Source organism: Kitasatospora sp. NPDC001683, from assembly GCF_053596495.1.
Genome location: NZ_JBSFGK010000005.1, coordinates 93289 through 114616 on the forward strand (window position 1 = coordinate 93289; position 21328 = coordinate 114616).

General features: G+C 72.8%; 20 protein-coding genes. 17 read left to right on the top strand and 3 right to left on the bottom strand.

All coding sequences use genetic code 11. From position 1 onward, the window contains the following. The first annotated feature begins 221 nt into the window (after nt 1-221). Nucleotides 222-779 carry an ATP-binding protein gene (locus ACWCYO_RS04050; protein WP_270150835.1) on the top strand — a complete coding sequence of 186 codons (558 nt, stop codon included), beginning with the start codon at nt 222-224 and terminating at the stop codon, nt 777-779. Between the two features lie 170 nt (nt 780-949). Here the strand turns inward: ACWCYO_RS04050 and idi are convergent, their stop codons facing one another. Beyond that, on the bottom strand, nt 950-1603 hold the full coding sequence (gene idi / locus ACWCYO_RS04055; protein WP_449783261.1) for an isopentenyl-diphosphate Delta-isomerase: 654 nt from the start codon (nt 1601-1603) through the stop codon (nt 950-952). A 484-nt stretch (nt 1604-2087) separates the two neighbouring features. Between idi and ACWCYO_RS04060 the strand changes: the two genes are divergently transcribed. From ACWCYO_RS04060 to ACWCYO_RS04130, 15 genes are all read left to right on the top strand, one after another. Then, complete coding sequence (locus ACWCYO_RS04060; protein WP_270142021.1) at nt 2088-2843, top strand: phosphocholine cytidylyltransferase family protein; 756 nt, start codon at nt 2088-2090, stop codon at nt 2841-2843. Further along, nucleotides 2831-3892, top strand: a complete 1062-nt coding sequence (locus ACWCYO_RS04065) for an iron-containing alcohol dehydrogenase family protein (protein WP_270142019.1) — start codon at nt 2831-2833, stop codon at nt 3890-3892. Before ACWCYO_RS04060 ends, ACWCYO_RS04065 begins: the two co-directional genes overlap by 13 nt. Before the next feature lie 91 nt (nt 3893-3983). Then, complete coding sequence (locus ACWCYO_RS04070; protein WP_270150833.1) at nt 3984-4721, top strand: CDP-alcohol phosphatidyltransferase family protein; 738 nt, start codon at nt 3984-3986, stop codon at nt 4719-4721. Then, nucleotides 4718-5617 carry a glycosyltransferase family 2 protein gene (locus ACWCYO_RS04075; RefSeq protein WP_449783262.1) on the top strand — a complete coding sequence of 300 codons (900 nt, stop codon included), beginning with the start codon at nt 4718-4720 and terminating at the stop codon, nt 5615-5617. Before ACWCYO_RS04070 ends, ACWCYO_RS04075 begins: the two co-directional genes overlap by 4 nt. A 141-nt stretch (nt 5618-5758) precedes the next feature. Then, complete coding sequence (locus tag ACWCYO_RS04080) at nt 5759-6700, top strand: ABC transporter permease (protein WP_270142015.1); 942 nt, start codon at nt 5759-5761, stop codon at nt 6698-6700. After that, entirely contained in the window at nt 6693-7502 is an 810-nt protein-coding gene (locus ACWCYO_RS04085) for an ABC transporter ATP-binding protein (protein WP_270142013.1), read from the top strand. Before ACWCYO_RS04080 ends, ACWCYO_RS04085 begins: the two co-directional genes overlap by 8 nt. Before the next feature lie 291 nt (nt 7503-7793). Further along, the gene (gene hpnC / locus ACWCYO_RS04090) at nt 7794-8741 is read left to right on the top strand and encodes a squalene synthase HpnC (RefSeq protein ID WP_270142011.1); all 948 of its coding nucleotides are present in this window, start codon (nt 7794-7796) and stop codon (nt 8739-8741) included. 41 nt (nt 8742-8782) lie between these two features. Continuing rightward, nucleotides 8783-9640, top strand: a complete 858-nt coding sequence (hpnD, locus tag ACWCYO_RS04095) for a presqualene diphosphate synthase HpnD (protein ID WP_270150832.1) — start codon at nt 8783-8785, stop codon at nt 9638-9640. Between the two features lie 154 nt (nt 9641-9794). Beyond that, the gene (gene hpnE / locus ACWCYO_RS04100) at nt 9795-11228 is read left to right on the top strand and encodes a hydroxysqualene dehydroxylase HpnE (RefSeq protein ID WP_449783263.1); all 1434 of its coding nucleotides are present in this window, start codon (nt 9795-9797) and stop codon (nt 11226-11228) included. A gap of 191 nt (nt 11229-11419) precedes the next feature. Further along, a complete protein-coding gene (locus tag ACWCYO_RS04105; protein ID WP_449783285.1) occupies nt 11420-12508 on the top strand; it encodes a polyprenyl synthetase family protein in 1089 nt (362 codons plus the stop codon). A gap of 7 nt (nt 12509-12515) precedes the next feature. Continuing rightward, the gene (gene shc, locus ACWCYO_RS04110) at nt 12516-14597 is read left to right on the top strand and encodes a squalene--hopene cyclase (RefSeq protein WP_270142007.1); all 2082 of its coding nucleotides are present in this window, start codon (nt 12516-12518) and stop codon (nt 14595-14597) included. Next, the gene (locus ACWCYO_RS04115) at nt 14594-15274 is read left to right on the top strand and encodes a 5'-methylthioadenosine/S-adenosylhomocysteine nucleosidase family protein (RefSeq protein WP_270142005.1); all 681 of its coding nucleotides are present in this window, start codon (nt 14594-14596) and stop codon (nt 15272-15274) included. The genes shc and ACWCYO_RS04115 overlap by 4 nt, the downstream gene beginning before the upstream one ends. A gap of 2 nt (nt 15275-15276) precedes the next feature. Next, nucleotides 15277-16305 (top strand): adenosyl-hopene transferase HpnH, encoded by a 1029-nt coding sequence (gene hpnH, locus ACWCYO_RS04120; RefSeq protein WP_270142003.1) that lies wholly within the window; start codon nt 15277-15279, stop codon nt 16303-16305. A gap of 138 nt (nt 16306-16443) precedes the next feature. Beyond that, nucleotides 16444-18354, top strand: coding sequence for a 1-deoxy-D-xylulose-5-phosphate synthase (gene dxs / locus ACWCYO_RS04125; protein WP_449783264.1), 1911 nt, complete (start codon nt 16444-16446; stop codon nt 18352-18354). Then, nucleotides 18344-19744, top strand: coding sequence for an aspartate aminotransferase family protein (locus ACWCYO_RS04130; protein WP_270141999.1), 1401 nt, complete (start codon nt 18344-18346; stop codon nt 19742-19744). The genes dxs and ACWCYO_RS04130 overlap by 11 nt, the downstream gene beginning before the upstream one ends. 57 nt (nt 19745-19801) lie before the next feature. On the opposite strand, the gene ACWCYO_RS04135 is transcribed toward ACWCYO_RS04130, so the two are convergent. Beyond that, on the bottom strand, nt 19802-20074 hold the full coding sequence (locus ACWCYO_RS04135) for a DUF6343 family protein (RefSeq protein ID WP_270141998.1): 273 nt from the start codon (nt 20072-20074) through the stop codon (nt 19802-19804). 77 nt (nt 20075-20151) lie between these two features. Between ACWCYO_RS04135 and ACWCYO_RS04140 the strand changes: the two genes are divergently transcribed. Then, a complete protein-coding gene (locus ACWCYO_RS04140; protein ID WP_270141997.1) occupies nt 20152-20355 on the top strand; it encodes an I78 family peptidase inhibitor in 204 nt (67 codons plus the stop codon). A 36-nt stretch (nt 20356-20391) separates the two neighbouring features. Here ACWCYO_RS04140 and ACWCYO_RS04145 read toward each other — a convergent pair whose 3' ends face one another. Continuing rightward, complete coding sequence (locus ACWCYO_RS04145) at nt 20392-21225, bottom strand: phosphatase PAP2 family protein (protein ID WP_449783265.1); 834 nt, start codon at nt 21223-21225, stop codon at nt 20392-20394. Nucleotides 21226-21328 lie beyond the last annotated feature (103 nt).

Here is a 21328-nt window from a genome sequence, read left to right on the forward strand (position 1 = left end):
GCCTCGCGAGGGCGCTCGAACCCCGGCCGAAGCGGTGGCGAGCGCGAAGCAAACGATCGGTTCCGCCCGCGCCCGCGATCGGAACCGATCTGAACCGATCCGACACGGGCAACTTGTCGACGGTGGCGCGGTCGCACCGACCGCTCTCCTAGCCTCTGTGGACCGAGGGCGCCATGAGCGGATCGCCTGATTCCCGGGTCGCGGACGAAGGGCGGCTGGACGTGGAGCAGATCAGCGGGTCGGCGAAGGCCGAGCCGAGACCCGGCAGCCGGTCGGACGGACGGTCGGACGGTCGGCCAGTCGGGCGGCCGGGCGGGCAACCCGGCGGGCGGTCGGCCGCCGACGGCCCCGGCGAGGGCGTGTGGCACTTCCGGGTGCCCGCCGTCGAGGCCTCCGTGCCCCGCACCCGCCACGCGGTGCGCGACCGCCTGCTGGCCCAGGGCATGACCGGGGTGCGCTACCAGGAACTGGTGGACGACGTGCTGCTGATCGTCTCCGAGCTGGTCGGCAACGCGGTGCGGCACGCGGCCGAGCTGTCACCCGAGGTGACCACCGAGCTGTCGGTGCGCCGGGGCTGGGTGCGGATCTCGGTCGAGGACGGCGACCCGTACCGACCGAAGGCCCTGGAGAGCGACACCGGCCGCACCGGCGGGCGCGGCCTGCTGCTGGTGAAGAGCGTCACCCTGCAGGCCGGCGGGGTGTGCGACGTCGAGCACACGGGGGAGGGCGGCAAGGTCATCTGGGCCTCGCTGCCCGTCCCCCCGGAGCCCGGCCCCTGACGGCCGATCCCGCGAAGGCGACGACCCCCACGAGAACGACCACCCGCCCCAGGGCGGCCACCCCCACGAGGACGGTCACCCCCACGAGGGCGCCCGCCCCCAGGAGAACGCCCCCTCGCACGAAGGCGGCCGCCCCCGAGAGGACGACCGCCCGCACGAAGGCGCGACCGCTACCAGTCCCGCCCGGCGATCTCCCGGATCCCCGGCAGCGCCGCCTCGAAGACCGTCTCGAACCAGACCGAGAACGGCCGCTCCGTCCGCAGCTCGCGCAGCTCCTGCGCGGTCACGAAGGCGAAGTCGTCCACCTCCTCCGGGTCCGGCTCGACCGGCGCGGTGACCAGCCCGACGAACAGGTGGTTCCACTCCCGCTCGATCAGCCCGGAGGCCTCGTCCGGCAGGTCGTAGCGGACCGTCCCCGCCTCGCAGAGCAGCGCCGGCGCGACGCCCAGCTCCTCGGCGGTGCGCCGGGCGGCGGCGACGAACGGCGGCTCGTCCGGGTACGGGTGCCCGCAGCAGGTGTTCGACCAGACGCCGGGGGAGTGGTACTTCCCGAGCGCCCGGCGCTGCAGCAGCAGCCGGCCCTGGCGGTCGAAGAGGAACACCGAGAAGGCCCGGTGCAGCCGGCCCGGCTGCTGGTGGGCCCAGAGCTTCTCGGCGGTGCCGATCGTGACGCCCTCGTCGTCGACCAGCTCCAGCAGGATCTCGGCACCCGCGGAGGCGGCGGCGGAGGCCCGTGGGTCGACCGTCACGTCGGTCTCCACGTCGAGACCGGTGTCGATCTCGGCGGCGAAGTGCGTCGGTTCGGTCGGCGGACTCTGGGGCATGGGGCCTCTTTCAGGAACGGGAGCAACGGAAGCATCGGGTGCGTCCTGTGCACCGGGTGGAGTGCACGGAACACAGCGGGGGCACCGGCGCCGGCGTCGGGCTCCAGTCTGCCGTATGGGTGGCGGTCGGAACGGGTCCCACGCACAACCGGGCGGATCATGACCCGGGGGAGCCCCGATCCGGACACGGAAGGGTCCGGGAAGCCCCCGAAAGGGTCATTGGACCCGCAGGCCAGTTCGAGATCCGTTCCCACCCCGTTCGATCACGGCTCCTCCACCCAGCCGTCACCGCACCGCCTCCGACCGCGTTCGGGCGGATCGTCCGGGTCGCCTACCATCACATACGACACGCTGCCCGGATCTGTGCCGGTCCGGCGCGCCGCCGCCGGGCCCGGCCGAACGCCGGTCCGGAGCGCTCAGCGCCGCCGTACCCGTCGGCACATCCCGCGCACCGCACGACGCACGACGGATCAGGAGACCCCGCATGATCGGCCTCGTTCTGGCAGCCGGCGCCGGCCGCCGGCTGCGCCCGTACACCGACACCCTGCCCAAGGCGCTGGTGCCGGTCGACGGGGAGCGGACCGTCCTGGACCTCACCCTCGGCAACTTCGCCGAGGTCGGCCTGCGCGAGGCGGCGATCGTCGTCGGCTACCGCAAGGAGGCGGTGTACGACCGCAAGGACGCCCTGGAGAGCGAGTACGGCGTCAAGCTCCACCTGGTCGAGAACGACAAGGCCGAGGAGTGGAACAACGCGTACTCGCTCTGGTGCGCCCGCGAGCTGTTCTCCGAGGGCCTGCTGCTGGCCAACGGCGACACCGTGCACCCGGCCTCGGTGCAGCGCACCATGCTGGAGGGCAACCGGCAGCTCACCGAGGCCGGCCGGGCCCCCGGCATCCTGCTCGCCCTCGACACGGTGAAGAAGCTCGCCGACGAGGAGATGAAGGTCGTCGTCGACCCGGCCGCCGGCATGCGCCGGATCACCAAGCTGATGGACCCGGCCGAGGCGACCGGCGAGTACATCGGCGTCACCGTGATCAACCCCGCCGCCGCGGCCGACCTGACGGACGCGCTGCGCGCCACCTACGAGCGCGACCCCCAGCTGTACTACGAGGACGGCTACCAGGAGATGGTCGACCGCGGCCTGCGGATCGACGTGCAGCCGATCGGCGAGGTGTCCTGGGTCGAGGTCGACAACCACGACGACCTGGCGAAGGCGCGGGAGATCGCGTGCCAGTACTGACCCGACTGGTCCCGTCGCCGCTGTTCGCCGAGATCCGCCCGGGCGCGCTGGACGCGCTCGGCGGCATCCTGGCGGACCAGCGGCTGTCCGCGTCGGGCCGGATCGCGGTGGCGATCAGCAACGGCTCCGGTGCCGCGATGCGCGAGCGCCTGGAGCCGGCCCTGCCCGGCGCCGACTGGTACAGCGTGGACGACGGCAGCCTCGACAGCGCGGTGCGCTTCGCCGAGGAGATGCGCGGCAAGCACTACGACGCGGTGGTCGGCCTCGGCGGCGGCAAGATCATCGACGCCGCCAAGTACGCCGCCGCCCGGGTCGGCCTGCCGGTGGTCGCGGTTGCCACCAACCTGGCCCACGACGGCATCTGCTCGCCGGTCTCCACCCTCGACAACGACGCCGGCCGGGGCTCCTACGGGGTGCCCAGCCCGATCGGCATCATCGTCGACCTGGACGTGATCCGGCAGGCCCCGCAGCGCTTCGTGGCGGCCGGGATAGGCGACGTGATCTCCAACATCTCGGCCTGCGCGGACTGGGAGTTGTCCCACGCCGTCACCGGCGAACCGGTGGACGGACTGGCCGTGGCGATGGCCCGCTCGGCGGGCGAGAACCTGCTGCGGCACCCGGGCAGCACCCAGGACCAGGACCTCCTGACGGCCCTCGCGGAAGCCCTGGTACTGTCCGGCATCGCGATGAACATCGCGGGCAGTTCCCGGCCCTCCTCGGGTGCCTGCCACGAGATCTGCCATGCCCTGGACGTGATGTACCCCAAGCGTTCCGCCCAGCACGGCGAACAGGTGGGCCTCGGCGCCGCCTTCGCCAGTTTCCTGCGGGGCGAGCGCGAGCTGACCGGCCTGATCGTGGAGCGCCTGGCGCGCCACGGACTGCCGGTGACCGCAGCTCAAATCGGCTTCACCGAAGCGGAGTTCACCGAAGCGGTGCACTACGCTCCGAACACCCGCCCGGGCCGCTACACCATCCTGGAACACCTCGACCTCTCCCCTTCCGCAATCAGGGACGCGTACGCCGACTATGTCCAAGCCGTCAACAGCTGACCCCTCCACCGCGGGCGCCGAGCGGCCCCCGGTCGACCTGACCCGCCGGCCCTCGATCGAGGAACTGCGCGCGGTGATCCACCCGGAGGGCATGCTCCAGCGCCGCAGCGCCGAGCACTGGGCCGGGCGCCTGTACATGCGGAGGATCTCGCTGCGGATCACCCGCGTGCTGTCCACCATCACGGCGATCACGCCCAACGGCCTGACCTACCTGATGATGTTCACCGGCATCCTGGCCGGCGTCGCGCTGGTCCTGCCGGGCATCACCGGCGCGGTCCTGGGCGCCCTGCTGATCCAGGTCTACCTGCTGCTGGACTGCGTGGACGGCGAGGTGGCCCGCTGGCGGCGGCAGACCTCGCTCACCGGCGTCTACCTGGACCGGGTCGGCCACTACATGTCCGAGGCGGCCCTGCTGACCGGCCTCGGCCTGCGCGCCACCGACCTGCTGCACCGCGAGGGCCACGGCTCCCACTGGGAGTGGGCGTTCCTGGGCACGCTGGCCGCGCTCGGCGCGATCCTGATCAAGTCCGAGACGGACCTGGTGGACGTGGCCCGGGCCCGCAGCGGCATGACGGCGGTCGAGGACAGCGCCTCGGTGCCGCGCTCCTCCTCGGTGGCCAAGGCCCGCCGGGCGGCCTCCTTCCTGAAGTTCCACCGCCTGGTCGGCGCGGTCGAGGCCTCGCTGTTCATCCTGGCGGCCGGGATCGGCGACGCCGTGCACGGCGGGCTGTTCCTCACCCGGCTCGCGGTCGTGGTGCTGGCGGCGATCGCCATGCTGCAGACCGTGCTGCACCTGCTGAGCATCGTCCTGTCGAGCAGGCTGCGATGAGTGCTCCCACCACCGCGGAGAGCTTCCGCCTCGGCGTCGTCATCATCACCATGGGCAACCGGCCCGCCGAGCTCAACGCCCTGATCGAGTCCGTCCGCGCCCAGGAGGGCCCGGCGGTCGAGTTCGCCGTGGTCGGCCAGGGCGTCAAGCTGCCCCCGCTGCCGGAGGGCGTGCGCACCGTCGAGCTGCCGGAGAACCTCGGCATCCCGGGCGGGCGCAACGTCGGCATCGAGCTGTTCGGGCCGCACGGCCGGGAGGTGGACGCCGTCCTCTTCCTGGACGACGACGGCCTGCTGCCCCGCACCGACTCGGCCCGCCTGCTGCGCGAGGCCTTCACCGCCGATCCGGAGCTGGGCATCGTGTCCTTCCGGATCGAGGACCCGGACACCGGCGTCACCCAGCGCCGGCACGTCCCCCGGCTGCGCGCCAGCGACCCGCTGCGCTCCTCCCGGGTGACCACCTTCCTGGGCGGCGCGAGCGCCGTGCGCTGCAAGGTGTTCGAGCAGGCCGGTCAGCTGCCCGCCGAGTTCTTCTACGCCCACGAGGAGACCGACCTCGCGTGGCGCGCCCTGGACGCCGGCTGGGCGATCGACTACCGGGCGGACGTGGTGCTGCACCACCCCGCCACCTCGCCGGCCCGGCACGCCGCCTACTTCCACAACGTGGCCCGAAACAGGGTCTGGCTCGCGAGGCGGAACCTTCCGGCCCCGTTGGTGCCTCTCTACCTGGGAACCTGGTTTCTGCTGACCCTGGCCCGACGCCCCTCCGCGGAGGGGCTGAAGGCCTGGCTGGGCGGATTCCGGGCGGGCTTCCGCGAACCCTGCGGTCCGCGGCGGCCCATGCGATGGCGTACCGTCTGGCGACTGACCAGGATGGGCCGACCTCCGATCATCTGATTGGATCGAGCGATCGATCGCCGCGGCCGGTGACCACACACCGGCCGGAACCCCCCGTGATCCCAGTGGATCCCCATCGGCGCAAGGCCGGCGGACCCCCGCCGACCGGCCGCCCCGACCGATCCCGCGCGAAGGACGAATGTGTCGACAGTGAGTGAACCCGTCAGCCTCTCAGCCCCTACGGGGGCGGACGCGGGCCTGACCCCCAAGCAGCTTGCGGACAAGTACGGTCTGTCGGTGAGCGGCGCCCGCCCCGGCCTGTTCGCCTACACCAAGCAGCTCTGGGCCCGCCGCCACTTCATCTGGGCCTTCGCCACCGCCCGCCTGGTGGCCCAGTACACCGACGCCAAGCTGGGCCAGCTCTGGCAGGTCGTGACCCCGCTGCTCAACTGCGGCGTGTTCTACCTGGTCTTCGGCGTGATCCTGGCGAACAAGCAGGGCTTCCCCGGTCACACCTACATCTCCTGGCTGTGCATCGGCGTCTTCGTCTTCCAGTTCACCCAGAACGCGGTGCAGTCCGGCACCCGGGCGATCTCCGACAACCTCGGCCTGATCCGCGCGCTGCACTTCCCGCGCGCCAGCCTGCCGATCGCCTTCACCGTGATCCAGCTCCAGCAGCTGCTGATCTCGATGGTGGTGCTGGTCGTCACCGTGCTGGCGGGCGGCATCAAGCCGGGCAAGACCTGGCTGCTGATCATCCCGGCACTGCTCCTGCAGACGCTGTTCAACACCGGCATCTCGCTGATCTTCGCCCGGATCGGCTCCAAGACCAGTGACATCTCCCAGCTGATCCCGTTCGTGATGCGGGCCTGGATGTTCCTGTCCGGCGTGATGTTCAGCATCCAGGACAAGATCCAGACCTGGCCGCACTACATCCAGACGATCATGGCCCTCAACCCGGCCTCCGTCTACATGGACCTGCTGCGGCACGCCTTCGCGCCGATCATCTACAACAAGCACCAGGCCGTCCACCAGACCATTCCGCCGCACCAGTGGGCGTACGGCATCGGCTGGGCGATCGGCATGTTCGTCATCGGATACGTCTTCTTCTGGAAGGCCGAGGAGGAGTACGGCCGTGGCTGACACCGACCTGAGCAAGCGCGACGCCGTCCCGGCCACGAGCGTGGCCCGCGAGCCCACCGTCGTCGTCGACGACGTGCACATCGTCTACCGGGTGCACGGCGCCGGCTCCGGCAAGGGCAGCGCCACCTCGGCGATGAGCCGCATCCTCAGCCGCAAGCGCGGCGCCGGCGTGCGCGAGGTGCACGCGGTCAAGGGCATCAGCTTCACCGCGTACAAGGGCGAGGCGATCGGCCTGATCGGCTCCAACGGCTCCGGCAAGTCGACCATGCTGGCCGCCATCGCGGGCCTGCTGCCGACCGAGAAGGGCGGCATCTACACCAACGGCCAGCCCTCGCTGCTGGGCGTCAACGCGGCCCTGATGAACGAGCTCACCGGTGAGCGCAACGTCATCCTGGGCTGCCTGGCGATGGGCATGACCCCGGCCCAGGTGAAGGAGCGCTACCAGGAGATCGTCGACTTCTCCGGCATCAACGACAAGGGCGACTTCATCTCCCTGCCGATGCGCACCTACTCCTCCGGCATGGGCGCCCGGCTGCGCTTCTCGATCGCCGCCGCCAAGACCCACGACGTGCTGCTGATCGACGAGGCCCTGGCCACCGGTGACCAGGCCTTCCAGCAGCGCAGCAAGAAGCGCATCGACGAGCTGCGCGGCTCCGCCGGTACGGTCTTCCTGGTCAGCCACGACAACAACTCGATCCGCGAGGTCTGCGAGCGGACCATCTGGATCGAGGCCGGCGAGCTGGTCATGGACGGCCCGACCGAGGAGGTCGTCGGCCGTTACGAGCGCGGCGAGCGCCCGTAAACCCCTCGCACCCGAAGGGCCGGCCCCGGAACGCCTCCGGAGCCGGCCCCTCGACGTTCGGCCCGCCGGTACGCTTGGCCGGCCTCCGCCGCGGGGGTGAGCGCCACCGTGCGCCGGGCGGGGCGCTCTTCTCGGGCGCGGCGCGTGGTGTCAGGCTGGGGGCGCGGGGGTGGTGTGCCGTAGGTGACGCCCGCGCTCGGACGCGTGTCCGAGTCGGACCGGTGATGCCCAGCGGTGTAGAACGGGGGAGTGACTGCAGTGTCGGCTTCGGCCCAGCCCAGAGATACGCCGGTGAACCCCGTCGCGGGACAGACCCTGGAGAAGGCGGGTGCCGAGAACTTCCCGGTCGCCCCCTTCTTCCTGCCCGCGGCCTGGCGCGACGACCTGATGGCGGTCTACGGCTTCGCCCGGCTGGTCGACGACGCCGGCGACGGAGACCTGGCCGACCCGGCCGCCACCGCCGCCCTGCTCGGGGTCGAGCAGCGGCCCCCCGCCACCCCTTCGGCCCAGTCCGGCCCGCCGAGCCCCGAGGAGGCCTCCTTCCGGCTCGCCCTGCTCGACGGACTGGAGCGCGACCTCGACCGGGCGTTCGAGACGGCCCTGCGTCCGGCCGACGCCGAGCGGCCCCGCCACCCGCTGATGCGCGCGCTCGTCCCGCTGGTCGACCGGCACGGCCTGACCCCCGAGCCGTTCCGCCGTCTGATCGAGGCCAACCGGGTGGACCAGACCACCACCCGCTACGCCGGCTACGACGACCTGGTCGGCTACTGCACCCTCTCCGCCGACCCGGTCGGCCGCCTGGTGCTGGCCATCGCGGGCGTCTCCACCCCCGAGCGGATCGCCCTCTCCGACGCGATCTGCACCGCCCTCCAGGTGGTCGAACACCTGCAGGACGTGGCCGAGGACCTGTCCCGCGGCCGGATCTACCTCCCCACCGAGGACCTCGAACGCTTCGGCGTCACCGAGGAGGAGCTCGCCGCTTCCAGCGCGACCGGAGCCGTCCGGGAACTGATCGCCTTCGAGGCCGAACGGGCCCGCACCCTGCTCGACCGCGGCGCACCATTGGTAGGTACGGTTCGGGGGAGGCTTCGACTGCTCCTGGCGGGATTCACCGCAGGCGGCTACGCGGCCCTGGCGGCCATCGAGGACGCCGGGTACGACGTGCTCGCCCGGCAGGCGAAGCCGGACAAGCGCCGCCTCGCAGTGAAGGCGGCGGCCATCTTCGCGAAGGGAAGGTGAACGCCCGAGTGGCGGCATCACCACTGGCGTCGGCCCAGGTCATGGCGGCGTACCGGTACTGCGAGGCAGTCACCGGGCTGCAGGCGCGCAACTTCAGCTACGGCATCCGGCTGCTGCCCGAACCCAAGCGGCTGGCCATGTCGGCCCTGTACGCGCTGGCCCGCCGGGTGGACGACATCGGCGACGGCGACCTCCCGGCCGACCGCAAGGCCGAGGCGCTGGTGCGCACCCGGGAGCTGGTGGACGAGGTCCGCTCCGGGACGGTCGCCGAGGACGACACCGACCCGATCAAGGTCGCCCTGGCCGACGCGGCCCGCCGCTTCCCGATCCCGCTCGGCGGCTTCGACGAGCTGATCGACGGCGTGGAGATGGACCTCAAGGGCGCCGAGTACCAGACGTACGAGGAGCTGAAGGTCTACTGCCGCTGCGTGGCCGGCGCCATCGGCCGGCTCTCGCTGGGCGTCTACGGCTGCGACGACCCCGAACGCGGGGCCCGGTACGCGGACACCCTGGGCCTGGCCCTGCAGCTCACCAACATCCTGCGCGACCTGCGCGAGGACGCCCTGAACGGCCGTACCTACCTGCCCACCGAGGACCTGGTCCGGTTCGGCTGCGAGCAGGGCTTCGCGCTGTCCAAGCCGCCGGCCGGTGCCGACTTCACCGGACTGGTGGCCTTCGAGGCCGCCCGCGCCCAGGCCGCCTTCGAGGAGGGCCTGCGGCTGCTGCCGATGCTCGACCGCCGCAGCCGCGCCTGCACCGCGGCGATGGCCGGGATCTACCACCGGCTGCTCGGCCGGATCGCCGCCGACCCGGAGTCGGTGCTGCGCGGCCGGGTCTCGCTGCCGGGCTGGGAGAAGGCGTACGTCGCGCTTTCCGGGCTCGCCGGGGGGCGTTCTTGAATCTCGCGACAGTTCTGTCACGCTGTGTCAGCGGGGAATCACATCCGGGTAGAGCCGTGTTGAGCACGATGCTGACCACGACCGTGCCGGCCACCAGCGGGCCGGCCACAGCGACCGCCTCCGGGCGGTCCGGTGAGTACGAGGGGGAGGGCCGATGACCGGGCGAGCCGATGCCGCGCGCCCGGCCGCCGTCGTGGTCGGCGGCGGCCTGGCCGGGATCACCACCGCCCTGCGGCTGGCCGAGGCCGGTCACGACGTCACCCTCGCGGAGGGGCGCCCCCGGCTCGGTGGCCTGGCGTTCTCCTTCCAACGCGGCGAGCTGACCGTCGACAACGGCCAGCACGTCTTCCTGCGCTGCTGCACCGCCTACCGCGGCCTGCTGGAGCGCCTCGGCGCCACCCGGATGACCCACCTCCAGAACCGCCTGGACGTCCCGGTGCTCTCCGTCACCGGCTCCGACGAGGCCCCGGTGCGCACCCTGGGCCGACTGCGCCGGACCGGCCTGCCCGTTCCGCTGCACCTGGCCGGCAGCCTCGCCCGCTACCCGCACCTGTCGCCGGCCGACCGCGCCCGGGTGGTCCGCGGCGCGCTCGCCCTGAACGGGCTGGACCTCGCCGACCCGGCGCTGGACCGGCTCTCCTTCGGCGAGTGGCTGCGCCGCAACGGGCAGAACGCCGCCACCACCGCCGCGCTGTGGGACCTGGTCGGCGTCGCCACCCTGAACGCCCGGGCCGACGGGGTGTCGCTGGCGCTCGCCGCGATGGTCTTCAAGACCGGCCTGCTCTCCGACCCGGGAGCCTCCGACATCGGCATGGCCGCCGTCCCGCTCGGCGTGATCCACCACGACCGGGCGCTCGCCGAGCTGGAACGCGCCGGCGTGCGGGTGCTGCTGCGCGCCCGGGTCGCGGAACTCAAGCCGGCCGCGCCCCAACACGCCGTCCGCCTGGAGGACGGGCAGTTGTTCACCGCCGACACCGTCGTGCTGGCCGGCGCCCAGGACACCGCCGACGCCCTGCTGCCGCCCGGCGCCGTCCCCGGGCAGGAACGGCTGGCCGGGTTCGGCACCACGCCGATCCTCAACGTGCACGTGGTCTACGACCGCAAGGTGCTGCGCCGGCCCTTCTTCGCCGCGCTCGGCAGCCCGGTCCAGTGGGTCTTCGACCGCACCACCCACTCCGGCCTGCTCGGCACCACGATCGGCCGGGCCCACCCCGGCGCCCAGTACCTGGCGCTCTCGCAGTCCGCCGCCCAGGACGAGATCGACCTTCCGGTCGCCGAGCTGCGCCGCCGCTACCTGCCCGAGCTGTCCCGGCTGCTCCCGGCCGCCGCCGACGCCGAGGTGCTGGACTTCTTCGTCACCCGGGAGCGCACCGCCACCTTCGACGGGGCGCCCGGCAGCGCCGAGCTGCGCCCCGGGGCCGCGACCGGCGTGCCCGGGCTGCTGCTGGCCGGCGCGTGGACCGCCACCGGCTGGCCCGCGACCATGGAGGGCGCCGTGCGCAGCGGCCACGCCGCCGCCGACGCCGTGCTCGCCGCGGCCGGCAACCGGGTGCCGGTCGACCGGGGCGACGGGCGGTGGCCCAGGTGACGGCGGGCACCGTCGCCGGAGAGCCCGCCAGAGCCGACGGGCGTACCGTCGGCCCCACCGGCCCCATCGGCCGTACCGGCACCGTCCGGTCCGCCACCGCGAGCACCGCCACCACCGGCATCGACACCAGCCGCACCGACAGCACCCGGCCGCCCCGTGCGGTCCGGCACCACGAGGGAGAGGGAACGCACGTGGAGTCACGCACCGGCTTCGCCGTCGGAGGCACGGCGCACGCCGAACCGGTCTCGGTGCCGGAGCTGCTCGCCCGCAGCCGTACGCTCTGCACCCCGCCGCTACGCGCCGCCGTCGCCCGTCTGGCCGCACCGATGGACACCGTCGCGGCCTACCACTTCGGCTGGATCGACCGGGACGGCACCCCGGTGGCGGGCGACGGCGGCAAGGCCGTGCGCCCGGCGCTGGCGCTGCTGTCGGCCCGGGCCGCGGGTGCGGCGGCCGAGGCGGGCGTGCCCGGCGGGGTGGCTGTTGAACTGGTGCACAACTTCTCCCTGCTCCATGATGATCTGATGGACGGTGACGAGACCCGCCGGCACCGGGCCACCGCCTGGACGGTGTTCGGTCCGGCCCAGGCGATCCTGGTCGGCGACGCCCTGGCGACGCTCGGCACGGAGGTGCTGCTCGACGCCGGGGACACCGGCGGTGCGAGCCCCGCCGATGCCGCGCGTGCCGTCCGGCTGCTCACCACGGCGACCCGCCGGCTGATCGACGGCCAGGCCAGGGACGTCGCCTTCGAACAGCGCGACACCGTCACCGTCGCCGAGTGCCTGGAGATGGAGGGTGGCAAGACGGCGGCCCTGCTGGCCGCCGCTTCGGCGATCGGCGCCGTCCTGGCCGGGGCCGACGACAAGGTCTCCGCCGCGCTCCAGCGCTACGGCCACCACCTGGGCCTGGCCTTCCAGGCGGTGGACGACCTGCTGGGCATCTGGGGCGCGACCGAGGTCACCGGCAAGCCGCACTGGGGCGACCTGCGCCAGCGCAAGAAGTCCCTGCCGGTCGCCGCCGCGCTCGCCGAGGGCGGGGCCGCCTCGCGCCGGCTGGCCGAGCAGCTCGCGGACCCGAAGGGCCGGGGCGAGGAGAGCGAGCCCGAGCTCGCCGTCCGGGCCGCGCTGATCGAGGAGGCAGGCGGTCGCGCCTGGACCCAGGAGGAGGCCCGCCGCCAGCACACGACTGCCCTCGCCGCCCTGGACGAGGTGCCCATGTCAGACGAGGTGCGCGAGCACTTCGTCGCACTCGCCGAATTCGTGGTGGTACGAGAGAGGTGACGTTACGTTGACAGCAACCGCGGACGGCCGGCTCGACCCTGAGTACGATCCCGAGCCGGTCGCGGTGGGCGACCGCCCCCCGGCCCTGCTGGGCGCGGGCCGGTGGCAGCCCGAGGACACCGACCGGCCGCGGCCAGCCGGTGAGGCGGACCGGCAGCCCGGCGACGCGCGCGAGGCCCTGGCGCGCGCCACCACCCACCTGCTCTCGCTGCAGTCCTCCGAGGGCTGGTGGAAGGGCGACCTGGAGACCAACGTCACCATGGACGCCGAGGACTTACTGCTCCGCCAGTTCCTGGGCATCAGGACGGAGGAGCAGACCCGGGCGACCGCCGAGTGGATCCGCTCCCAGCAGCGGGAGGACGGCACCTGGGCCACCTTCCACGGCGGGCCGGCCGAGCTGTCCACCACCGTCGAGGCGTACGTCGCCCTCAAGCTCGCCGGCGACGACCCGAACGCCCCGCACATGCTGGCCGCCGCGCGGTACGTCCGCTCCGCCGGGGGCATCGCGGCCGCCCGGGTGTTCACCCGGATCTGGCTCGCGCTCTTCGGCTGGTGGCCCTGGGAGCGGCTGCCAGAGATGCCGCCCGAGATCATCTTCCTGCCCAAGTGGCTGCCGCTGAACATCTACGCCTTCGGCTGCTGGGCCCGCCAGACCATCGTCCCGCTGACCATCGTCTCGGCCCACCGTCCGGTCCGTCCGGCCCCCTTCGCGCTCACCGAGCTGCACACCGACCCGGACCACCCGTACCCCGACCGGCCGCTCGCCCCCGCCACCAGCTGGGACGGCCTGTTCGAGCGCCTGGACCGGGTGCTGCACGCCTACCACCGCCGGGCGTTCCGGCCGCTGCGCCGGCTCGCCATCGCCCAGGCCTGCCGCTGGATCGTCGAGCGGCAGGAGGCCGACGGCTGCTGGGGCGGCATCCAGCCGCCGGCCGTCTACTCGCTGATCGCCCTGCACCTGGAGGGCTACGAGCTGGAGCACCCGGTGGTGAAGGCCGGGCTCTCCTCCTTCGACCGCTTCACCGTGCACACCGAGGACGGCATGCGCTGGATGGAGGCCTGCCAGTCCCCGGTCTGGGACACCTGCCTGGCCACCATCGCGCTGGTCGACGCCGGGGTGCCGGCCGACCACCCGGCGCTGGTCTCCGCCGTCGACTGGATGCTCGGCGAGGAGATCCGCAAGCGCGGCGACTGGTCCGTCCAGCGGCCCGCCCTGCCGGCCGGCGGCTGGGCCTTCGAGTTCGAGAACGACACCTACCCCGACATCGACGACACCGCCGAGGTGGTGCTCGCGCTGCGCCGGGTCGCCCACCCCGACCCGGCCAGGGTCGACGCGGCGGTGGACCGGGGCGTGCTGTGGAACCTCGGCATGCAGTCCAAGAACGGCGCCTGGGGTGCCTTCGACGTCGACAACACCAGCCTGCTGCCGAACAAGCTGCCGTTCTGCGACTTCGGCGAGGTGGTCGACCCGCCGTCCGCCGACGTCACCGCCCACGTGGTGGAGATGCTCGCCGAGACCGGCCGGGCGCGCGACCCGCGGACCCGGCGCGGCATCGAGTGGCTGCTGCGCAACCAGGAGGCGGACGGCTCCTGGTTCGGCCGCTGGGGCACCAACTACATCTACGGCACCGGCTCGGTGCTGCCCGCACTGGTCGCGGCCGGCGTCCCGGACGAGCACCCGGCGATCCGCCGGGCGGTGCGCTGGCTGGAGGACCGGCAGAACGCCGACGGCGGCTGGGGCGAGGACATGCGCTCCTACGACGACCCGGCGCGCTGGGCCGGCCGCGGCGACTCCACCGCCTCGCAGACCGCGTGGGCGCTGATGGCGCTGCTCGCCGCCGGCGAGGGCCCGGACGGCCGGGCCAACCCGGCGGTGGAGCGCGGCGTGGAGTGGCTGGTGCGCACGCAGCTGCCCGAAGGCACCTGGGACGAGCCGCAGTTCACCGGCACCGGCTTCCCGTGGGACTTCTCCATCAACTACCACCTGTACCGGCTGGTCTTCCCGGTCACCGCGCTCGGCCGCTACCTCAACGGCCCCCCGGGCATGGTGCGGCCCGGCGGTACTCCGGCGATCGGGGCGAAGCGGTGACCACCGCACCCCTGCTGGTGCTCTGCGCGCTGGGCCCCGAGGTGTGGGCCCTGCGCGGCGGTGACTGGCGCGGCGCGGCCGGCGGGCCTCCGGTGCTGGTGCGCACCGGGGTCGGTCGGCGGCGCGCCGGGACGGCCGTCCGACGGCTGCTCGGCTCCGCCCCGGGCTGCTACGGCGCGGTGGTGGTGGCGGGCTTCGGCGCCGCCCTCGGGCCGGGCGTGGCGCCGGGCGACGTGGTCGCCGCCGACGGCGTGCGCGACGCCGAGGGCCACCTCTACCCGGTCGGCTCCGGGCCGGAACTGGCCCGGGCGCTCAAGGAGCAGGGCCTGACCACCCACACCGGGGTGCACCACACCGCCGACCACGTGGTCCGCGGCATCGAGCGGCGCGCCCTGCACCTGCAGGGCGCGCTCGCCGTCGACATGGAGGCGGCCGCCGTGCTGGCCGCGCTGCGGGAGGTGCGCCCGGCCCTGCCCGTCGCCGTGCTGCGGGTGGTGGTGGACACCCCCGAGCACGAGCTGCTGCGCCCGGGCACCCTGCCGGCCGGGGTGCGCGCCTGGCGGACCCTGCGGGCGACGGTACCCGCCCTGGTCGACTGGTACCGGCAGGAACCCGGCGAGGGCTCCGCAGACCTGAACCACCCCACATCCTCGACGCTCCCCCAGGAGGCGAGCTAGCCATGGCCATGCCGTTGCGCCAGACCGTGCGGGTCGGCACCTACCTGATGCAGCAGAAGCTGCTCAAGCGACGGGACAAGTTCCCGCTGATCGTCGAGCTGGAACCGCTGTTCGCCTGCAACCTCGCCTGCGAGGGCTGCGGCAAGATCCAGCACCCGGCGGGAGTGCTCAAGCAGCGGATGCCCGTCGCCCAGGCGGTCGGCGCGGTCCTGGAGTCGGGTGCCCCGATGGTCTCGATCGCCGGCGGCGAGCCGCTCATGCACCCGCAGATCGACGAGATCGTCCGGCAGCTGGTGGAGCGCCGCAAGTACGTCTTCCTCTGCACCAACGCGCTGCTGCTGCGCAAGAAGATGGACAAGTTCAAGCCCTCGCCGTACTTCACCTTCGCCGTGCACATCGACGGCCTGCGCGAGCGGCACGACGAGTCGGTGGCCAAGGAGGGCACCTTCGACGAGGCGGTCGCGGCGATCAAGGAGGCCAAGCGGCGGGGCTTCCGGGTGACCACCAACAGCACCTTCTTCAACACCGACACCCCGCAGACCGTCATCGACGTGCTCGACTACCTCAATGACGAGCTGAAGGTCGACGAGATGATGATCTCCCCGGCCTACGCCTACGAGAAGGCTCCCGACCAGGAGCACTTCCTCGGCGTCGAGCAGACCCGGGAGCTCTTCCGCAAGGCCTTCGCCGGCGGCAACCGCAAGCGCTGGCGCCTCAACCACAGCCCGCTCTTCCTGGACTTCCTGGAGGGCAAGGCCGACTTCGAGTGCACCCCCTGGGGCATCCCCAACTACTCGCTGTTCGGCTGGCAGCGGCCCTGCTACCTGATGGCGGACGGCTACGTGCCGACCTACCGCGAGCTGGTCGAGAAGACCGACTGGAGCAAGTACGGGCGCGGCAAGGACCCGCGCTGCGAGAACTGCATGGCGCACTGCGGCTACGAGCCGACCGCCGTCCTCGCGACCATGGGCTCGCTCCAGCAGTCGCTGCGCGCTATCACCGAGACCGTCACCTCCAACCGCGGGCACTGAGCCGGCTCCTGGCGACCTTCGTCCCAGGATTCGTACCGCCCCCGAGCTCCCGTCCGGCCCGGGCCACCGTGCCCGGGCCGGCCCCGCCCCCGTGGGCGGAGGCACCACCGCACCGCTTCAAAGTCGTGAGGTGTACCCATGTCACTGCTCTCCCGCGTCATGTCCCCGGCCGATCTGCGCAAGCTCCCCGCGTCCGAACTGCCGCTGCTCGCCGACGAGATCCGCGGCTTCCTGATCGACGCCGTCACCCGCACCGGCGGCCACCTCGGGCCCAACCTCGGCGTGGTGGAGCTCACCATCGCGCTGCACCGGGTCTTCGACTCGCCGTACGACCGGATCGTCTTCGACACCGGTCACCAGAGCTACGTCCACAAACTGCTGACCGGGCGCCAGGACTTCTCCCGGCTGCGGATGAAGGGCGGCCTGTCCGGCTACCCCTCGCGGGCCGAGTCCGAGCACGACCTGGTCGAGAACTCGCACGCCTCCACCGCGCTCTCCTACGCCGACGGGCTGGCCAAGGCCGCCCAGCTGCTCGGCCAGCACGACCGGCACACCGTCGCGGTGATCGGTGACGGCGCGCTCACCGGCGGGCTCGCCTGGGAGGCGCTCAACAACATCGCCGAGGCCCGCGACCGGCCGCTGGTCATCGTCGTCAACGACAACGAGCGCTCCTACGCCAGGACCATCGGCGGCCTCGCCAACCACCTGGCCACCCTGCGCACCACCCAGGGCTACGAGCGCTTCCTCGCGCTCGGCAAGGAGGCGCTGCAGCGCACCCCGCTGGTAGGGCAGCCGATCTTCGACGCGCTGCACGGGGCCAAGAAGGGCTTCAAGGACGCCTTCGCCCCGCAGGGCATGTTCGAGGACCTCGGGCTGAAGTACCTCGGGCCGATCGACGGCCACGACGTGGGCGCGGTGGAACAGGCGCTGCGGCAGGCCCGCAACTTCGGCGGCCCGGTCATCGTGCACTGCCTGACCGTCAAGGGGCGCGGCTACCTGCCCGCCGAGCAGGACGAGGCGGACCGCTTCCACGCCGTCAACCCGATCGACCCGTACACCTGCCTGCCGATCTCGCCCAGCGCCGGGGTCTCCTGGACCTCGGTGTTCGGCGAGGAACTGGTCGCGCTCGGTGCCGAGCGGCCCGAACTGGTGGCGATCACCGCCGCGATGCTCCAGCCGGTCGGGCTGGCGCCGTTCGCCCAGGCGTACCCGGACCGGACCTTCGACGTCGGGATCGCCGAGCAGCACGCCGTCACCAGCGCGGCGGGCCTGGCCACCGGCGGGCTGCACCCGGTGGTGGCGGTGTACTCGACCTTCCTGAACCGGGCCTTCGACCAGGTCCTGATGGACGTCGCACTGCACCGGCTGGGCGTCACCTTCGTGCTGGACCGCTCCGGGGTGACCGGGTCGGACGGAGCCTCGCACAACGGCATGTGGGACATGTCGATCCTGCAGGTCGTCCCCGGGCTGCGGCTCGCCGCGCCGCGCGACGCCGCGCAGCTGCGGGCCCAGCTGCGCGAGGCCCTCGAGGTCCAGGACGCACCGACCGTGGTCCGCTTCCCGAAGGGGAACGTCGGGCCGGCCGTCCCGGCGCTCGAACGGATCGGCGGAACGGACGTGCTGCTGCGCACCGGGGCGGCACCGGAGATCCTGCTGGTCGCCGTCGGCAGCACCGCCTCCGCCTGCCTGGACGCCGCCCGGCTGCTGCTCGCCGAGGGCTTCACCTCGACCGTGGTCGACCCGCGCTGGGTCAAACCGGTCGATCCGGTGTTGCCCGAACTCGCCGCCGCCCACCGGCTGGTGGTCACCGTCGAGGACAACGGCCGTACCGGCGGCGTCGGTTCGGCCGTCTCCCAGGCGCTGCGCGACGCCGACGTGGACGTCCCGCTGCGGGTGCTCGGCCTGCCGCAGGAGTTCCTCGGCCACGCCGCGCGCGGCGAGATCCTCGAGGAGACCGGCCTGACCGGCACCGGGGTCGCGGCCCAGACCGCCGTCTTCGCCAAGAACCTGCTACCGACCCGAGGAGCGAACCAGCGCCATGCCGGCTGACCCGGACCGCCCCGCCTTCGACCTCGCCGCCCTCCTCGCCGAACGCGGCGGCGAACGCTACGAGTTGCACAGCCGCTACCTCAACCCGCAGCTGCCCCGGATGCTGCGCACCATCGGCTTCGACAAGTACTACGAGCGCGCGGTGGGCCAGTACTTCTACGACGCCGAGGGCAACGAGTACCTCGACATGCTGGCCGGCTTCGGCATCTTCGCGCTCGGCCGGCACCACCCGGCGGTGCGCTCGGCGGTCCAGCAGGTGATGGACCTGGACCTGCCGGACCTGGTCCGCTTCGACTGCTCGCCGCTGCCCGGGCTGCTCGCCGAGCGGCTGCTGTCGTACGCGCCCGGGCTGGACCGGGTGTTCTTCGGCAACAGCGGCACCGAGGCGGTGGAGACCGCGCTGAAGTTCGCCCGGTACGCCACCGGGCGCAAGCGCGTCCTCTACACCGACCACGCCTTCCACGGGCTGACCACCGGCTCGCTGTCGGTCAACGGGGAGAGGGGGTTCCGCAAGGGCTTCGACCCGCTGCTGCCGGACACCGCCATCCCGCTCGGCGACATCGGGGCACTCGCCAAGGAGCTGAAGCGCGGGGACGTCGCGGCGCTGATCGTCGAGCCGATCCAGGGCAAGGGCGTCCAGGTGGCGCCGCCCGGCTGGCTGCGCGCCGCACAGGCACTGCTGCACGAGCACAGGGCGCTGCTGATCTGCGACGAGGTGCAGACCGGCATCGGCCGCACCGGCGACTTCTTCGCCTACCAGCACGAGGAGGGCGTGCTGCCCGACCTGGTGTGCGCGGCCAAGGCGCTCTCCGGCGGGTACGTGCCGGTCGGGGCCACGCTCGGCAAGAGCTGGATCTTCGAGAAGGTGTACTCCTCGATGGACCGGGTCCTGGTGCACTCGGCCAGCTTCGGCTCCAACGCCCAGGCGATGGCGGCCGGGCTGGTCACCCTCGAGGTGATGCGCGAGGAGAAGGTGGTGGAGAACGCCCGGCAGGTCGGCGACCGGTTCCGCGAGCGGCTGGCCGCCCTGGTCGACCGGTACGAGCTGCTCGCCGAGGTGCGCGGCCGCGGGCTGATGATCGGCATCGAGTTCGGTCGTCCCAAGTCGCTGAAACTGCGCACCGGTTGGACGGCCCTCCAGGCGGCGCGCAAGGGACTGTTCTCGCAGATGGTGGTCGGCGCGCTGCTCCAGCGGCACCGGATCCTCACCCAGGTGTCCGGGGACCACCTGGAGGTGATCAAACTGATCCCACCGCTGATCATCACCGACCGGGACGCGGACCGGTTCCTGGACGCCTTCACCGAGGTCATGGACGAGGCGCACCGGGGCAGCGGCCTGATGTGGGACTTCGGCCGGACCCTGGTGAAGCAGGCGGTGGGCAACAAGTAGGCGACGCGGAGTGGGAAGTCGGCCGGGCCGACTTCCCGCTCCACGGGAGACACCGCGTCAGAGCTCGGTCCGGCGGCGCCGGATGACCACCACGAGGTCGACGACGGCGAACAGGGTGAGCAGCCCGAGGGCGATCGCGAAGCCGGTCAGGGTGCCCCGGCTGGGCGCGCCGTCGACCGGCGAGGAGGCCGCCCAGAACGCGAAGCCCGCGGTCCCCAGCGCGAACAGCGGGGTGAAGGCCAGCGAGAGCAGCAAGCGGAGCTTGAGGTCGCTGCGGGCGGTGGCCGGCTCGGTGCCGCTGCGCCACCGTCGCGGGGTGGTGGTGCGCATCGCCGTTCACCTCCGGGCCGCGCGGGTGGGGGCTACGATTCCAGCGTACGTCCGAGGGGGAGAGCCGGGGAGGCGCGATGACGGGGTCGGACGCCGCGGGAGAGGACGCCGAGGGGTACGCGGGGCTGCGGATCGAGCGGGCCCGGGAGCTGGCCCGGCGGCACGGCTGGGCCTCGGTCCGGGTGCTGGAGCCGGGGCAGCTGATCACCATGGAGTACCGGGAGGGGCGGCTCAACCTCGCGGTGCGGGACGGCGTGGTCGAGCGCAGCTGGGAGGGGTAGGCCCTGCCGCCGCTGGAGCAGGCCGGGCGCCCTGGCTCAGCGTGCGAACCGTCGGTGCAGCCGCTCTTCGGCGACGGCGACCAGGGGTTCCAGCAGCGGCAGGGAGAGCAGCACCAGCAGTCCGGCGGCCCAGCCTGCCAGCACGTCGGAGACCCAGTGGGTGCCCAGGTAGACCGTGGTCAGGCCGATCGAGCAGGCGGTGGCGGCGGCGATCACCGCGCCGGTGCGCCGCCAGCGGACGGCGAGGTAGGCGAGCACGCCCCAGGTGACCACGGCGTTGGCGGTGTGGCCGGAGGGGAAGATGGTGCCGCCGGAGAACAGCTCGGGCGAGCCGACGTACTGGGCGTAGTGCGGGCCGAGCCGGCCGGTGACGATCTTGACCGCGCCGACCGTGACGTTGAGCAGCAGCAGGGCGACGCCCATGACCAGCAGCGGGCGCAGCCGGCCGAGCCGGCGGGCGCGCCAGAGCAGCCAGGCGAAGGCGGCGATGGCACTGGGCCCGCGCTGGCCGACGACCACCCAGGCGTTGAGCAGCGGCTCCAGGCTGGGCCACCGCTCGTACGGGCGCAGCAGGCGGACCGACCAGTCGAGGTCGACCAGGTCGGTGTTGAGCAGGACGCCGGCCAGGACCAGCAGGTAGCCGGCGAAGGTCGCGGCGAACAGGGAGGCCCGGCGACGGCTCATCGGCGGCCAGCCGGGCTCGCCGCGGTCGGGGCCGGTCGGGCCGGGTGCGCGGCCGGGCGGGCAGGCCGGGGCGCGGGTGGGCAGGCGGGCCGGGGCGCGGTCGGGGATCGGGAGTTCCCGACGGTCGGCGGTGCGGTGTTCCGGCTCCTGTCGCGGAATGCGAGCGGCGGTACTTCTGGATTGCACGGGGTGACCATACCCATCCGAGCGGGGGTATCCCGGAGCAAATTGTCATTTTCCCGGGAAATCGACAATTGGGGTGTCGCCGGATAGCCCGGGGAGTGATTTC

What these genes read in the sequence shown, in the direction of transcription:
- idi (WP_449783261.1), bottom strand. Translation starts at nt 1,603, where the DNA reads ATGCCCCAGAGTCCGCCGACCGAACCGACGCACTTCGCCGCCGAGATC.
- ACWCYO_RS04060 (WP_270142021.1), top strand. Translation starts at nt 2,088, where the DNA reads ATGATCGGCCTCGTTCTGGCAGCCGGCGCCGGCCGCCGGCTGCGCCCG.
- ACWCYO_RS04070 (WP_270150833.1), top strand. Translation starts at nt 3,984, where the DNA reads ATGCTCCAGCGCCGCAGCGCCGAGCACTGGGCCGGGCGCCTGTACATG.
- ACWCYO_RS04075 (WP_449783262.1), top strand. Translation starts at nt 4,718, where the DNA reads ATGAGTGCTCCCACCACCGCGGAGAGCTTCCGCCTCGGCGTCGTCATC.
- hpnD (WP_270150832.1), top strand. Translation starts at nt 8,783, where the DNA reads ATGGCGGCGTACCGGTACTGCGAGGCAGTCACCGGGCTGCAGGCGCGC.
- hpnE (WP_449783263.1), top strand. Translation starts at nt 9,795, where the DNA reads ATGACCGGGCGAGCCGATGCCGCGCGCCCGGCCGCCGTCGTGGTCGGC.
- hpnH (WP_270142003.1), top strand. Translation starts at nt 15,277, where the DNA reads ATGGCCATGCCGTTGCGCCAGACCGTGCGGGTCGGCACCTACCTGATG.
- dxs (WP_449783264.1), top strand. Translation starts at nt 16,444, where the DNA reads ATGTCACTGCTCTCCCGCGTCATGTCCCCGGCCGATCTGCGCAAGCTC.
- ACWCYO_RS04130 (WP_270141999.1), top strand. Translation starts at nt 18,344, where the DNA reads ATGCCGGCTGACCCGGACCGCCCCGCCTTCGACCTCGCCGCCCTCCTC.
- ACWCYO_RS04135 (WP_270141998.1), bottom strand. Translation starts at nt 20,074, where the DNA reads ATGCGCACCACCACCCCGCGACGGTGGCGCAGCGGCACCGAGCCGGCC.
- ACWCYO_RS04140 (WP_270141997.1), top strand. Translation starts at nt 20,152, where the DNA reads ATGACGGGGTCGGACGCCGCGGGAGAGGACGCCGAGGGGTACGCGGGG.